Annotated in this window: 15 protein-coding genes; all 15 read left to right on the forward strand. The window is 52.5% G+C overall.

What is annotated here, in order from left to right:
- Positions 1–12: 12 nt before the first annotated feature.
- Positions 13–1,530: a F0F1 ATP synthase subunit alpha gene (atpA, locus tag FE784_RS18900; RefSeq protein ID WP_139603782.1), complete on the forward strand. Its 1,518-nt coding sequence runs from the start codon at positions 13–15 to the stop codon at positions 1,528–1,530.
- A 115-nt stretch (positions 1,531–1,645) separates the two neighbouring features.
- Entirely contained in the window at positions 1,646–2,503 is an 858-nt protein-coding gene (gene atpG / locus FE784_RS18905) for an ATP synthase F1 subunit gamma (protein WP_139603783.1), read from the forward strand.
- Positions 2,504–2,707: 204 nt separating this feature from the next.
- Positions 2,708–4,117 (forward strand): F0F1 ATP synthase subunit beta, encoded by a 1,410-nt coding sequence (gene atpD / locus FE784_RS18910; RefSeq protein ID WP_139603784.1) that lies wholly within the window; start codon positions 2,708–2,710, stop codon positions 4,115–4,117.
- Between the two features lie 98 nt (positions 4,118–4,215).
- Positions 4,216–4,620, forward strand: a complete 405-nt coding sequence (locus FE784_RS18915) for a F0F1 ATP synthase subunit epsilon (RefSeq protein ID WP_139603785.1) — start codon at positions 4,216–4,218, stop codon at positions 4,618–4,620.
- A 331-nt stretch (positions 4,621–4,951) separates the two neighbouring features.
- Positions 4,952–5,323 (forward strand): NADH-quinone oxidoreductase subunit A, encoded by a 372-nt coding sequence (locus FE784_RS18920; protein WP_176706361.1) that lies wholly within the window; start codon positions 4,952–4,954, stop codon positions 5,321–5,323.
- On the forward strand, positions 5,308–5,826 hold the full coding sequence (locus FE784_RS18925; protein WP_139603786.1) for a NuoB/complex I 20 kDa subunit family protein: 519 nt from the start codon (positions 5,308–5,310) through the stop codon (positions 5,824–5,826). The genes FE784_RS18920 and FE784_RS18925 overlap by 16 nt, the downstream gene beginning before the upstream one ends.
- Complete coding sequence (locus FE784_RS18930) at positions 5,823–6,725, forward strand: NADH-quinone oxidoreductase subunit C (protein ID WP_139603787.1); 903 nt, start codon at positions 5,823–5,825, stop codon at positions 6,723–6,725. Before FE784_RS18925 ends, FE784_RS18930 begins: the two co-directional genes overlap by 4 nt.
- A 3-nt stretch (positions 6,726–6,728) precedes the next feature.
- The gene (locus FE784_RS18935) at positions 6,729–7,829 is read left to right on the forward strand and encodes an NADH-quinone oxidoreductase subunit D (RefSeq protein WP_139603788.1); all 1,101 of its coding nucleotides are present in this window, start codon (positions 6,729–6,731) and stop codon (positions 7,827–7,829) included.
- Positions 7,829–8,836 carry an NADH-quinone oxidoreductase subunit NuoH gene (nuoH, locus tag FE784_RS18940; RefSeq protein ID WP_139603789.1) on the forward strand — a complete coding sequence of 336 codons (1,008 nt, stop codon included), beginning with the start codon at positions 7,829–7,831 and terminating at the stop codon, positions 8,834–8,836. Before FE784_RS18935 ends, nuoH begins: the two co-directional genes overlap by 1 nt.
- Positions 8,837–8,868: 32 nt before the next feature.
- Positions 8,869–9,327: an NADH-quinone oxidoreductase subunit NuoI gene (gene nuoI, locus FE784_RS18945; protein ID WP_139603790.1), complete on the forward strand. Its 459-nt coding sequence runs from the start codon at positions 8,869–8,871 to the stop codon at positions 9,325–9,327.
- A complete protein-coding gene (locus FE784_RS18950) occupies positions 9,317–9,844 on the forward strand; it encodes an NADH-quinone oxidoreductase subunit J (RefSeq protein WP_139603791.1) in 528 nt (175 codons plus the stop codon). Before nuoI ends, FE784_RS18950 begins: the two co-directional genes overlap by 11 nt.
- A gap of 1 nt (position 9,845) precedes the next feature.
- The gene (gene nuoK / locus FE784_RS18955; RefSeq protein WP_139603792.1) at positions 9,846–10,157 is read left to right on the forward strand and encodes an NADH-quinone oxidoreductase subunit NuoK; all 312 of its coding nucleotides are present in this window, start codon (positions 9,846–9,848) and stop codon (positions 10,155–10,157) included.
- A 14-nt stretch (positions 10,158–10,171) separates the two neighbouring features.
- Positions 10,172–12,055 carry an NADH-quinone oxidoreductase subunit L gene (gene nuoL, locus FE784_RS18960; RefSeq protein ID WP_139603793.1) on the forward strand — a complete coding sequence of 628 codons (1,884 nt, stop codon included), beginning with the start codon at positions 10,172–10,174 and terminating at the stop codon, positions 12,053–12,055.
- On the forward strand, positions 12,045–13,679 hold the full coding sequence (locus tag FE784_RS18965; RefSeq protein ID WP_139603794.1) for a complex I subunit 4 family protein: 1,635 nt from the start codon (positions 12,045–12,047) through the stop codon (positions 13,677–13,679). Before nuoL ends, FE784_RS18965 begins: the two co-directional genes overlap by 11 nt.
- Positions 13,680–13,683: 4 nt before the next feature.
- Positions 13,684–15,225, forward strand: coding sequence for an NADH-quinone oxidoreductase subunit N (locus FE784_RS18970; protein WP_139603795.1), 1,542 nt, complete (start codon positions 13,684–13,686; stop codon positions 15,223–15,225).
- Positions 15,226–15,292 lie beyond the last annotated feature (67 nt).

Consider the following 15,292-nt stretch of genomic DNA (forward strand, 5'->3'; position numbering starts at 1 on the left):
GGGTGAGTTTCGTTGAGTATCAGACCTGAAGAAATCAGCACACTGCTCAAGCAGCAAATCGAGCAATATAAATCAGATATCCAAGTGTACGATGTCGGTACGGTCATTTACATCGGTGACGGTATTGCACGTGCGCACGGTCTGCAAAACTGTATGGCCGGCGAGCTTCTCGAATTTTCGAACGGCGTTATAGGTATGGCGCTCAACCTCGAGGAAGACAATGTAGGTATCGTTATTATGGGTCCCTATACGGACATCCGCGAAGGCGATCAAGTCAAACGTACCGGCCGCATCATGCAAGTGCCGGTAGGAGAAGCTCTTCTTGGCCGGGTCGTCAATCCGCTCGGACAACCGGTAGACGGCAAAGGTCCGATCGAAACTACGGAATTCCGTCCGGTTGAATCGCAAGCTCCGGGCGTTATCGACCGGAAATCGGTTCACGAGCCGATGCAAACGGGTATCAAGGCTATCGACGCGATGGTTCCGATCGGCCGCGGACAACGCGAGTTGATCATCGGTGACCGTCAAACGGGTAAAACGTCGATCGCGATCGATACGATCATCAACCAAAAAGGCAATGGCGTGCTTTGCATTTATGTCGCCATCGGCCAAAAGCAATCGACCGTAGCGAACGTTGTCGAAACGCTTCGCCGCAGCGGCGCTCTCGAGTATACGATCGTCGTAACGGCCGGCGCTTCCGAGCCTTCCCCTCTGTTGTTCTTGGCACCATACGCAGGCGTTGCGATGGGCGAGTACTTCATGTTCAAAGGCAAGCATGCGCTTATCATTTATGATGACTTGACCAAACAAGCTGCCGCATACCGCGAGCTGTCCTTGCTGCTCCGTCGTCCTCCGGGCCGCGAAGCTTATCCGGGCGACGTATTCTACTTGCATTCCCGTTTGCTCGAGCGCGCTGCTAAGCTTAGCGACGCACTCGGCGGCGGTTCACTGACGGCTTTACCGTTCATCGAAACCCAAGCGAGCGACGTTTCTGCCTATATTCCTACGAACGTGATCTCGATCACGGACGGTCAAATCTTCTTGGAGTCCGACCTGTTCAACTCGGGTCAGCGTCCGGCTATCAATGTCGGTATTTCCGTATCCCGTGTCGGCGGCTCCGCGCAAATCAAAGCGATGAAAAAAGTCGCTTCCTCCTTGAAGCTCGATCTTGCCCAATACCGGGAGCTGGCCGCGTTCGCGCAGTTCGGTTCCGACTTGGACAAGAGCACCTTGGCTCGCTTGAACCGTGGACAACGTACATTGGAAATATTGAAGCAAGGTAACAATCAACCGATGCCGGTCGAGAAGCAAGTCGTGTCGATCTACACAGCGGTTAAAGGATTCCTTGACGAAATTCCGGTTCAAGACGTACTTCGCTTTGACCGCGAGTTCTTGGCTTACGTAGATGCCAACTATGGTCAAGTGTATGCCAATATCCGTGAGTCGAAAGACTTGACTGCAGACAACGAGAAGGTGCTCGTTGAAGCGATCGAGAAGTTCAAAAAGGGCTTTGCCGTATCGGAGCAATAAGACGACTACCGCTTGGGCGGCCTCATAAGGCCGCACAAGCGCGTTAATAGAACGATTCAGGGTTATGCTTACGAAGTTAGCTTTTGCTCTGCAAAAGCTTTGAGGTGGTGAAAGCATGGCAAAAGGAATGCGCGAGATTAAAAGACAAGTCAAAAGTACTCAAAATATGAAGCAGATTACCAAAGCAATGGAAATGGTAGCTGCCTCGAAATTGAGAAGATCGCAAGAAGCAGCCCAAGCGGCTCGTCCGTATGCGGAAAAAATCAAAGAAGTTGTCTCCAGCATCGCGGCCGGAACGAAAGGGTCGAAAAACCCGATTCTCGTATCGCGCCCGATCCAAAAGACCGGCTACTTGGTTATCACTTCCGACCGCGGACTCGCAGGCGGCTACAACTCCAACCTGCTTCGCAAATTGATGCAAACGATTCGCGAAAAGCATAAATCCAAAGATGAATACGTAGTGTTCGTCGTCGGACGGAAAGGGCGCGACTTCCTGAAGAAGCGCGACATTCCGGTCATCGGGGAAGTAACCGGCTTGGCCGATTCGCCTAAGTTTGCCGACATCAAGGAACTCGCATCTCTTGCAGTAAACAACTATGTGGAAGGCAAGTACGACGAGTTATTCCTCGTATACAACAAATTCCACAACGCTATATCGCAAGAGCCGGTTCTGAACCGTTTGCTGCCGCTCGATATGGCGGACGGCGGACAAGCGGCTGACTACGAGTATGAACCGTCGTCTGAAGAAGTGCTCGACGTACTGTTGCCTAAATATGCGGAGACGCTTATTTTCAGCGCGCTGCTCGAAGCCAAGGCGAGCGAGTTCGGTGCGAAAATGACGGCAATGGGTAATGCAACGCGTAACGCGACGGAAATGATCGCGCGCTACTCGCTTATGTACAATCGCGCCCGTCAAGCATCGATTACCCAGGAAATAACTGAGATCGTCGCCGGCGCGAATGCGCAAGGGTAACAAGCGGATCTGAAATCAATACAATGCATGGGCGAAACGCGAGTTTCCAGTCGAAGGGAACTCGGTGATGTGCCATTGTGAAGTTTTTATCAAAGAAATGCCTAGCCACTGCTTGCGATGAGAGATTTTTCTTGCGAAAAATCTTAGCGACTGATGCTTACGATGTGAAGCTCTTCTTACGAAAGCTTCTTAGGAGGGAAAAAAATGAACAAAGGACGCGTTTTGCAGGTAATGGGACCTGTCGTCGACATTGAGTTCGAAAAAGGTCACCTTCCTGATATTTTGAATGCGGTCAAAATTCAAACAAAACCGCAAAACTCCAACGATCCGGAAATCAACCTGACAGTTGAAGTCGCGGTTCACTTGGGCGATAGCGTGGCTCGTTGTGTCGCGATGTCTTCCACGGACGGATTGGTGCGCGGCACGGAAGCGGTCGACACCGGTACTCCGATCAGCGTTCCAGTCGGTAGCGCTACGCTGGGGCGCGTATTTAACGTGCTCGGCGATCCGATCGACAACGCTGGCGAAGTTAACGCCGCGCAAAAAGATCCTATTCACCGACTGGCACCGGCATTTGATGAGTTGTCCGTACAAGCGGAGGTTTTGGAAACCGGCATTAAAGTCGTCGACTTGCTCGCACCTTATGCCAAGGGCGGTAAGATCGGTCTGTTCGGCGGCGCAGGCGTTGGTAAAACGGTTTTGATCCAAGAATTGATCAACAATATCGCGCAAGAGCATGGCGGTATTTCCGTATTTGCGGGCGTCGGCGAAAGAACGCGCGAAGGCAACGACTTGTATCACGAGATGAAAGATTCTGGCGTTATTTCCAAAACCGCAATGGTATTCGGACAAATGAATGAACCGCCTGGGGCGCGTTTGCGCGTTGCTTTGGCCGGATTGACGATGGCCGAATATTTCCGCGATAACGAAGGCAAAGACGTTCTTCTGTTCGTTGACAACATTTTCCGCTTTACCCAGGCAGGTTCCGAGGTTTCGGCCCTTCTCGGCCGTATGCCTTCTGCGGTAGGATACCAACCGACCCTGGCTACCGAAATGGGTCAACTGCAGGAACGGATTACGTCCACGAAAAAAGGTTCCGTTACGTCGATCCAAGCGATCTATGTACCGGCGGACGATTACACCGACCCGGCTCCGGCAACGACTTTTGCCCACTTGGACGCCACGACCAACTTGGAGCGTAAAATTTCCGAGATGGGGATTTACCCCGCGGTTGACCCGCTTGCTTCCAGTTCGCGGATTTTGGCTCCGGATATTGTCGGCGAAGAGCATTACAACGTTGCTCAGGGCGTAAAGAAAATTCTTCAGCGCTACAAAGAGCTTCAAGATATTATCGCGATTCTTGGGATGGATGAGTTGTCCGATGACGATAAAGTTATCGTATTGCGCGCGCGCAAAATCCAACGCTTCTTGTCCCAAGCGTTCCACGTTGCCGAGCAATTCAACGGCTTCCCGGGCCAATACGTGCCGGTTAAGGATACCGTCCGCAGCTTCAAGGAAATATTGGAAGGAAAACATGACGATCTTCCTGAAGCCGCGTTCCTGTTCGTAGGCACCATCGAAGAAGCTGTCGAAAAAGCGAAAACGATGCAATAAGCCGTTTGACCGTGTCGTGCTGATGCCTCTCTTTCTATGGCATCAGCATTGGCATACGATGAAGCTTTCGGGCTTGAAAGCTCTCAGGAGGTATTTGCGTGAGTACTTTTCTATTGGAAGTTGTTACGCCCGAGCGGAAAGTATACGCTCAGGATGTAGATATGATCGTCGTGAAAGGCGTCTCCGGGGAACTAGGGATTTTACCAAATCACATTCCGCTCGTGACACCTCTCAGAATCGCTCCTGTCTTGATCAAAAAAGGCAAGGAGACGGAATACATCGCAGTAAACGGCGGATTTATGGAAGTGCGCAAAGATAAGGTCGTTATACTGGCCGAATCGGCCGAGCTTCCTGGAGACATCAACGTAGATCGTGCTCGCGCCTCTAAAGAGCGTGCCGAGAAACGTATGAATGCGGCCAAAAAGGACGAGATCGATTTCCGTCGGGCCGAGCTTTCGCTGCAGCGCGCGATGAGCCGCTTGGAGACCGTACTGAAGAAGTAAAACGATCAAGCAGAGGAGTTGGTTCCTTTGCTTTTTTTGTTTTGTCGGATCTAGGAATGAAAAAGGAATTAAAACGCAATACTAGTAGTTGGCCGGGGAAAGACATTGTCGATAAATAGGTATTTGAGACGGATTAATGTCATAGACGCGAATGTTTGCATTTGTTACCATGTACTTTGGTCATGCATGAAGTATAGCGCAGAATCGTGGGCGAGCTTCTTGGATAGACTGCAATACCTGTTTTTGATATAATTGTGTGGGCAATATTAGAAAAAATTTAAGGTTTTATTTGAAAAAGTCATAATTCCATGAAAAGGCGGGAGGCGTTGGAATGGCGTTGTACAGCAACAATTATGTGCTTGTAGCCATCTTTATTGCGCTGGGCATTATGTTGCCGATAGTCGCTTTGACGTTAGGAAGATTTCTTCGTCCTAACAAACCGACGGAGGAGAAGCAAACGACATATGAAAGCGGTAACGAGCCGGTGGGCGAGAGCCATGTCCGCTTTAACATCAGGTACTATTTGTTCGCCTTGATGTTCGTTATCTTTGACGTAGAGACCGTTTTCTTGTATCCATGGGCCGTCGCGTATGATTTCTTGGGACTGTTCGCCTTGATTGAAATGCTGATTTTCGTCGCCCTGCTGGTGGTGGGGTTACTTTACGCCTGGAAGAAGAAGGTGCTGCAATGGAGCTCAATCTAGAGACGATCTCGCCGGAAGAGAGACAAGAACTGGAACGGAACGTATTTACGACATCACTGGATCAAGTCAAAGCATGGGCACGCAGCAGCTCGTTGTGGCCGTTAACGTTCGGGCTGGCCTGTTGCGCGATCGAGATGATGGGTACCGGCGGAGCACACTATGACTTCGACCGTTTTGGCGTCATATTCCGTACGTCGCCGCGACAGTCCGATGTCATGATCGTGGCCGGAACCGTTACGAAAAAGATGGCACCGCTGCTGCGACGCTTGTACGAGCAAATGCCCGAGCCGAAATGGGTAGTCGCCATGGGTTCTTGCGCTACCGCAGGCGGACCTTATATCAAATCGTATGCGGTCGTAAAAGGCGTGGACCAGATCGTACCGGTCGATATATATATTCCCGGATGTCCGCCTAATCCGGCCGCGCTCATATACGGAATTAACAAGCTGCAGGAGAAAATTCGCTATGAGGCCAAGACCGGGAAGAGGGTGACCAACTCATGAGCGAGGAAAACGAAAATAATCGCAAACAAGAAAGCGCAACCAATCCCACCTCTGGCGAGACCGATAATATTAAAAAGCAAGTCGACCCGGAAGGGGAAGCCCTTTCCGCCGAACAGGGCGATGCAAAGAAAGCGGATGCCGCCCCGACGCCAGAAGACTCTTCAGATGGAGCAAAGAATCCCGCCGATGAAGAACGGGAAGCAAAAATAAAAGCCGCAGCGGAAGCGCGCGCGGCAAGAGCGGCTGCGCGGGCGCAGCAAGCGGAGGGAGAAACCGCCGACGGGAATGCGGCGGAAGCGCGGGCAGCCCGCGCACCGAAAGCGGAAGGCGATGCGGCAGCCGACGCCCGTGCGGCGAGAGCGGCTGCGCGTGCGAAGAAAATCGAAGGAGAGGCTGCGGATGCCGGGCCGAAGGAACCGTCGCCGAATCAGCCGAGGCTGGACCGTATCGTGCAATTGATCAAAGAGCATGTCGCGGACAATGCCGTAACGGAAGCGGTTATAAATGAAAGGGACCGCCATCTGCCGACCTTGACGATAGAAAACGAACATTGGGAAGCGGTAGCCCAATTCGTAAAAAATAACGAAGAGCTGCAGCTGAACTATTTAAGCAACTTGAGCGGTGTCGATTATGAGTCATACATGGAGACGGTGTATTACGTCGGCTCGCTCCAGACTAAGCATGATTATTGCTTTAAAGTAAAAACGAACCGGGAAGCGCCATCGATCCCTTCCGTGACCCCCGTTTGGTCGACGGCCAATTGGAATGAACGGGAATCGTTCGATCTGCTTGGCATCGAATATCCGGGTCACCCGGATTTGCGACGAATCATGATGCCGGACGACTGGGTCGGTCACCCGTTGCGCAAAGACTACGAACCGATTGATCCGGAGGTGTGACCTTTGATTCGGACCGAAGAATTACTGCTTAACGTCGGACCTCAGCATCCTAGTACGCATGGCGTATTCCGCGTCATCGTCAAGCTCGACGGAGAAGTCATCACGGAAGCTCAGCCCGTAATCGGCTATTTGCACCGGGGGACGGAGAAGCTTGCGGAGGATTTAAGCTACACGCAAATCATTCCTTATACGGACCGGATGGACTACGTGTCCGCCATGACGAATAACTATGTGCTGTGTCATGCCGTCGAGACGATGATGCAGCTGGAAATTCCCGAGCGGGCTCAATATTTGCGTCTGATCGTGATGGAATTGCAGCGGGTTGCCAGCCATCTTGTCTGGTGGGGGACTTATTTGCTAGATATCGGCGCGATTAGCCCGTTCCTGTTCGCTTTTAAAGACAGGGAAATCATTATCGACCTGTTCAACGAATTGTGCGGAGCAAGGCTTACGTACAATTATATGCGGGTTGGCGGAGTCAAATGGGATGCCCCTGAAGGCTGGATCCAAAAGGTCCGCGACTTTGTCCCGCATATGCGCGAGCAATTGAAGGTATATGACGATCTCGTGAGCGGCAACGAAATTTTCCTTGCCCGTATTAAAGGGATCGGCAAATATACGGCTCAGGAAGCAATCGATTTCGGATTGAGCGGAGCCAATCTGCGCTGTACCGGGGTCAAATGGGACTTGCGGAAAGATAAGCCATACGGGATTTACGACCGTTTCGATTTCGACGTGCCGGTCGGCCAAAACGGCGACTGCTATGACCGTTATTTGGTACGTCTCGAGGAGCTTCGCCAATCGCTGCGCATTTTGGAGCAGGCGGTAGAGCAGTTCCCTGCCGAAGGCGAAATTATGGGCAAGGCGCCGAGAGTCGTCCGCCCGCCTGAGGGCGAAGCGTATGTCCGCATCGAATCGCCGCGCGGAGAGATCGGCTGTCACATCGTGTCCAAAGGCAAAGACAAGCCGTACCGGCTGAAGTTCCGCCGCCCGTCGTTCGTCAATCTGCAAATTTTGCCCAAGCTGCTGGTCGGGCAGCCGATGGCGAACATGATCACGATATTGGGAGGCATTGATATCGTACTCGGGGAGGTGGACTGCTGATGCTCGATCTATTGCATGAACAGCTGACCTGGGCCAATTTCGGCATCATGTTCGCCTTCGCGGTGCTGTTTCTGCTGCTTATACTCGGCTATGTAACGTACGCGATTTATTTCGAGCGGAAAGTGCTCGGATGGATGCAATTCCGCCACGGGCCGACCCGGACGGGACCGTTCGGCTTGCTGCAGACGGTGGCCGACGTACTGAAGCTGCTGATCAAAGAGGATACGATTCCGAAGAAGGCCGATCGGGAGCTGTTTATTCTCGCGCCGGCTCTTACCTTCGTACCGGCATTTGCCGTACTTGCCACCTTTCCATTTACGAAGACATGGCAGTTTGCCGATTTGAATGTCGGACTGCTTTACTATGCGGCCTTGTCGAGTATATCCACAATCGGAATCGTGCTTGGCGGCTGGGCATCCAACAACAAATATTCATTGCTGGGCGGCATGCGCTCCGCCGCGCAGATGATCAGTTATGAAATCCCGCTTGTCATGTCGATGGTAGGCGTCATTTTGATGACCGGAAGCTTGAATTTGCGTAAAATTGTGGAGGCGCAGGGCAACTGGTTCTGGGAATGGAACTTCATTCCGCAAATTATCGGTTTCGTCGTATTCGTCATTGCCGCCGTATCCGAATTGAATCGGACGCCGTTCGACTTGCCGGAAGCGGAGTCGGAGCTGGTCGCGGGGTACCACGTCGAATACAGCGGTTTCCGGTTCGCCTTCTTCATGTTGTCCGAATACGTATACACGTTCGCTATTGCATCCTTGACCACGATTTTGTTCCTGGGCGGCTGGCATGCGCCGTTTCCGTTCCTGGATTTCATACCGGGTATTCTCTGGTTTCTGATCAAGCTGTCGCTTTGCGTCTTCTTTATGTTCTGGCTGCGCGCCACGCTTCCACGCGTACGCGTAGACCAGCTGATGGGCATCGGCTGGAAAGTGCTGCTGCCGCTCGCTCTCGTCAACATTTTCCTGACGGCTATCGTAAAGGAAATATTGCGCTAACACTACCAGGGTAGGATCGGAGGGAATGCGATATGAAAGGGATTGTCAAAGGACTCGGGCTAACGTTCAAAACGATGATGCAAAAAAAGGTTACTTACGCCTACCCCGACGTGCCGCTCAAGCTGCCGGACCGCTTCCGCGGAATCCAGCATTTCGATCCGGAGAAATGCATCGTATGCAATCAATGCGCCAAAATATGTCCGACCGACTGCATCACGTTGACCGGGAAAAAGAATCCCGATCCGGAAAGCAAAATGAAGCTCGTCATCGACACGTACGATATCAATTTCGAAATTTGCATCCTGTGCGATTTTTGTACGGAAGTATGTCCGACGGAAGCGATCGTCATGACGAACAATTTCGAGCTTAGTACCTACAGCCGGGACGATTTGTTCAAAAACCTGGAGTGGCTCAACGAGAACAACACGAACATCCGCAAGGAAAACAACTTGGCGGCGCCCAAGGGAGGAGCCAAAAAAGATGCTGGCTAATATCGCGGACTTTTTCTCCAGCGGTGCCAATCTGATGTTTTTCCTGTTCGCCTTGCTGGCCATCGGCGGTGCGATCTTCATGATCAGTTTCACGAAGGTCGTCTCGATGGTCGTGTCGGTTGCCGTTACGTTCTTAAGCTTGGCCGGCCTGTACGTCCTACTGGAGGCGGAGTTTCTGGCCATGGCTCAAGTGTTGATTTATGCCGGCGGCATCTCCATTCTGATGATATTCGGAATTATGATGACCCGCCACCAGGGCGGCGAAGAACAGGAAACGAAGCGTACGCTGCACGGCACGCTCTTGTGGATCGGAATATTGGGACTGTTCGGCATTCTGTTCTACGCTTTTCAAAAAGCGACGTTTCCGCAAGGGGAGTTCAAATCGCCCGAGGACAACACGCTCGAAATCGGCAAGCTGTTATTCACCGAGCAGGTCATTCCGTTCGAGTTGATGTCGATCCTGCTTACTGTAGCGTTTATCGGAGCTATCGTGCTGGCGAAAAGGGAGGAAGAATAGGATGAGCAATACGATTCTGCCTTACTTGACGCTCGGAGCGATTTTGTTTTGCGTCGGTCTGTACGGCGCGCTTACCAAAAAGAACGCGGTGATCGTCCTGCTGTCCATCGAGCTGATGCTGAATGCGGCCAACTTGAATTTGGTCGCCTTCTCCAAGTTTGGAGTCAACCCGTCGCTGCAAGGCCAACTCTTCTCGCTGTTCAACATGGCGGTGGCTGCGGCGGAGGTGGCGATCGGCATCGCGATCCTCATCGCGCTGTACCGAAATAAAGGGACATCGAATGTGGACGATATGAACGAATTGAGGAAGTAACGGGAGGAAAAAAGATGGAATCGTACGCACAAATCGCATGGCTCGTTCCACTGTTTCCGCTGCTCGCGTTCCTCGTTCTGATCGCCGCAGGGCGCGGGTGGAAAGGCGCAGGGGCGTATGTGGGCATTCTCGCAACGCTCGCATCGTTCATTGTGTCGGTGCTAGTGTTCGTCGAGCGCCTCGGAAAAGGCGCGGAAGATTTCACGTGGAACAGTCTGGAATGGATCAAGCTTGGCGATTACTCGCTTTCGATGGGATACGAAATCAATAACTTGAACGCATTGATGCTCATCATCGTGTCGTTGGTCAGTTTTCTGGTCAATTTGTATTCCAAAGGGTATATGCACGGGGATGAACGGATTTCGGTCTTCTACAGCTACGTTTCGCTGTTTACGTTCGCCATGCTGGGCGTAGTCATGGCGGAGAACATTTTGCAGCTGTACATATTTTGGGAATTGGTAGGCCTCGGCTCGTTTCTGCTGATCGGCTTCTGGTACTTCAAGCCGGAAGCGAAGGCGGCAGCGAAAAAGGCGTTTATTATTACGCGGATCGGGGACGTCGGCTTGTTTCTGGCGATCCTGCTGCTGTTCTGGCATATGCCGGGCCATGCGCTCGATTTTACAAGCATTCATAATGCTTTCGCCGAAGGCAAAATATCAGGCGGTACGGCGACGCTGATCGCCCTGCTTATTTTCGTGGGAGCGGTCGGGAAATCGGGTCAGTTTCCGCTGCATACCTGGTTGCCGGACGCGATGGAAGGTCCGACTCCGATCAGCGCCTTGATCCATGCGGCAACGATGGTCGCGGCGGGAGTGTACTTGGTGGCGCGCACGTTCGATATTTTTCAAGCGTCGCCTGCCGCGCTCGATACGGTCGCTTACGTGGGCGGATTCACCGCTATTTTCGCGGCTACGATCGGTATCGCCCAAAACGATATAAAACGGATCCTCGCTTACTCGACGGTCAGCCAGCTCGGCTATATGATGATGGCGCTCGGCGTCAGCGCAACCGTGTCGGCCGGAATGTTCCATTTGTTTACCCATGCTTTCTTCAAAGCGCTGCTGTTCCTCGCGGCAGGCAGCGTGATTCATGCGGTACATACGCAAAACATTCATGAGATGGGCGGCTTGTCCGCCAAAATGAAAATCACCACATGGACGTTCGGGATCGGGGCGCTGGCCTTGTCGGGAATTCCTCCGTTCTCGGGCTTTTGGTCGAAGGATGCGATATTGGCCGAAGCCTATGCCGGCGGTCATTGGGTTTTGTTCGCGGTAGGCTTGATCGCCGCTTTCTTCACGGCGTTTTACATGTCCCGTTTGTTCTTCCTCGTGTTTACGGGCAAGCCGAGAGGCGAGCACCATAAGCACGCGCACGAGTCACCGGCTGTCATGACCGTACCGCTTATCGTATTGGCGGTTCTGGCGGTCGTCTCGGGATTTGTCATGACGCCTTTTAACGGCTGGTTCGGCGAGTGGCTTACCGGGCATGCGGCTGAAGAACACAATGCGGCACTGGTCATGGTGCTCTCTACGGTAGTGGGTCTGCTCGGAATCGGTCTCGGATATTTGATGTATGTCAAAAACAGCGTGTCCCGGACAATCGTCACGGGCGGCGCTCCTTGGCTGTATCAACTTGTGAATCGGAAGTATTATATGGATGAGCTGTATGGCGTTATCATCGTCAAGCCTTTGAAAGCATTGGGATCCGTGCTGATGCTGTTCGACCGATACGTTGTAGACGGTGCCGTACGATTGTGCGCATCTGCCGTGATCGGATTAGGCAAAGTCGGCTCACGCGTGCAGAACGGGCAAGTTCAAACTTACGGTCTAGTTATGCTGCTTGGCCTTGTGGCGCTTACTCTGGTGTTTGTCGGAAGGAGGTTATGGAATGTTTGGTAGTTGGCCTATTCTTTCGACAATTGCCTTCTCGCCGTTGCTCGGTATTGCAGCGCTGTTGTTTATCCCCAAGCATAAAGGTCGTGCATTAAAGACGACGGCCATTATCGCGACGCTGATTCCGCTTGTTCTTGCGGCGCTGCTGTATGCGAATTTCCAGCACGATACCGCGGACATGCAGTACAAGGAAGACGTGAACTGGATTAAGGTTCCGCTGAATAAAGAAGTCAGCGAAATCAAAGACGTGAAGGAATTTTATTATGAGTTCAACTATACGATGGCGATCGACGGCTTGTCTTTGCCGTTAGTCTTTCTTACGGCGCTCGTAACGGCCATGGCCGCGCTGGCGTCCGTTCATATCAAAAAGCGGTGGAAGGCGTTCTACATCTGGTTCCTGCTGCTCGAGATCGGCATGTTCGGCGTATTCATGGCACGGGATTTGTTCCTGTTCTTCCTGTTCTTCGAGCTTACGCTCATTCCGATGTTTTTCCTTATAGGGATTTGGGGATATATCGAGAGGGAGAAGGCGGCCAACAAGTTTTTGATCTACAACGGAATCGGCTCGGCGATTATGCTCCTCGCGTTCTTTATTATTGTAAATACGGCTGGCTTTACGACACAGACGGTCGGAGACGCCACTTCCTTTTTCTATAGCGGAAGCCTGGAAGTGATTACGAAGAACTTGTTCCAAGATACGGCCGCATTCGTGCACGCGGGTCCGGACGTATTTCCGGAGAATCCGTTTTATATGAGCGGAGCGATGAAATGGTCGCTGTTCATTATGCTGCTGATCGCCTTCGGCATCAAACTGCCGATATTCCCGTTCCATACGTGGATGCTCAAAGTGCATACGGAAGCGCATCCGTCGGTTGTCATGATCCACTCCGGCGTCCTGCTCAAAATGGGAGCGTACGGATTGTTGAGCTTCGGCATCATGCTCTTCCCCGAGCAGGCGAAGGCTGCTGCGCTGGCGCTTGCGATACTGGGTGTCGTCAACATTTTGTACGGTGCGGTTCTGGCTTTCCGGCAAACGGATTTCAAGCTCGTACTGGCCTATTCGAGTATAAGCCATATGGGAATCGTGCTGATCGGACTGGCCGCGTTTAATGATATCGGACTGAAGGGCGCGATTTTCCAGCTTGTTTCCCACGGCTTGATCTCGGCGCTAATGTTTCTGCTCGTCGGAAGCTTGTACGAGCGGACGGAGACGACGGAAATGCGCAAATTGGGCGGCCTCGCTACTTCGCTTCCGTTTCTGTGCGGCTTTCTGATGCTGGCGGGGATGGCATCGCTCGGAATGCCGCTTCTGTCCGGATTTATAAGCGAATTCCTTGCGTTTCTCGGCTTGTTCGACAGTATGCCGGTAGTAACCGTAATAGGCGCGCTGGGCATTATTTTCACCGCTGTCTATGTGCTGCGCGGGGTTCTCAAGGTGAGTTACGGGCCGATGCCGGACTCGTTCAAGGATATTCGGGATGCCAGACTGATCGAGGCCGTCCCGATGATCACGCTGGCCGCGTTCATCGTGTTGATCGGAGTATATCCGGCGGTACTCAGCGAGCCGATGCAGCAGACCGTCAGCGGCATCGGACAGTGGATCAACAACATCGGGAAGATGGGAGGGTAGGCCAATGGATCAACTTCAACGTTTGACGGCGGGAGATATCGTCCATCTGGCGCCAGAGCTCTCCTTGGTCATTACAGCGGTCATCTTGTCGCTGCTCGACCTGCTCTTCCCGCGCTCGTTTAGCCGTAACGTGCTGGGATGGTTGGCGCTTCTCGGAGTAGCCATGTCCGCAGCATTTGTTATCGGGGATATTTCATTGCTGAACCCTGCGGGTGCGGTTCAGCCGATGGAGCCGATAACCTTGCTAGGCGGCAGTTGGCGAATAGACGATTTCGCGAATTTGTTCAAGCTGCTTTTCCTGACGGGAACGGCGTTAATTCTCTTCATGAGCATCGGCAATGTGAAAGAGGACGATATTCCCCACAAGGGCGAATTCTTTTACTTATTTCTTCCGGCCACGATCGGCGCTATGGTCATGGCCTCCTCCGGCGACCTGATTACGTTGTTCGTCGGTCTGGAGCTGCTGAGCATTACATCGTACGTGCTGGTCGGCATGCGCAAGAAACAATACGCCTCGAACGAAGGGGCGTTCAAATATGTCGTAACGGGCGGGATTTCCTCGGCAGTCATTCTGTACGGAATGTCGTTTTTGTACGGGATGTCCGGTTCGACGAATTTGGCAACGATCAATCAAGCGCTGGGACAAAACTACGCTTCGTTCGAGCCATTGATCTACGTAGCCTTCTTCTTGCTGCTGGCCGGGTTCGGGTTCAAAATCGCGGCTGCGCCGTTCCACATGTGGGCGCCCGATGTGTACCAGGGGGCTCCTTCGCCGGTAACGGCTTACTTGGCCGTCGTATCCAAGGCGGCAGGCTTTGCCCTTACGTTCCGGGTATTGTACAGCGTATTCGCGCTTGGCGGGCTGCTGCAAACGAGCATCCATGCGGATTTCCTGACCGCAACGGCCGTGCTTGCGGCCGCGGCCATGATTGTGGGCAATTTCGTCGCGCTGCGTCAAAAAAACATGAAACGGCTGCTTGCTTATTCGGGGATTGCCAATGCCGGTTATTTGCTCGTCCCGATCAGTACGCATTTCGGCATGGTGCATTTCTCGAATTTCTCGGAGCTGTATTTTTACCTGATTGCCTATGTGTTCATGAATATAGGCGCAATCGCCGTCTTTATGCTGGTGAGCGAATCGGCGCGAAGCGAAGATATTTCCGCTTTTGCCGGATTGTATTACCGGGCTCCGGTCACGGCCGTCGCGATGGTGATTCTTCTGCTTTCCTTGGCGGGGCTGCCGGTTACCGGCGGATTTTTCGGAAAGCTGTATATTATGCTGGGAACGCTGCAAATGCATAAATATTGGCTTGCCGCCGTCATGATCGGCACGAGCGTTATCTCGTTCTACTACTACTTCGGCATTATCCGCCAAATGTTTCTGCGCTCGGACTCGGAAGATAAAGGTATAAGGCGGTCCGTGACAGGGCAAATCACTATTTGGATATGCGTAGGCGCTACGCTTTTGACCGGGTTTTTCCCGCATGTGGTGCTCCGGTTTATCGAAACGATTTTCAGCGTACCCAACGATTTGTTCATTCACTAGTCCAAGCAGTCGCTACTGCTTCAGGAAGCCTATCCGGTCACGGATAAGGCTTCTTTTCGTTGTGGCG

Source organism: Paenibacillus hemerocallicola, from assembly GCF_006265175.1.
Classification (GTDB): Bacteria; Bacillota; Bacilli; order Paenibacillales; family NBRC-103111; genus Paenibacillus_AB; species Paenibacillus_AB hemerocallicola.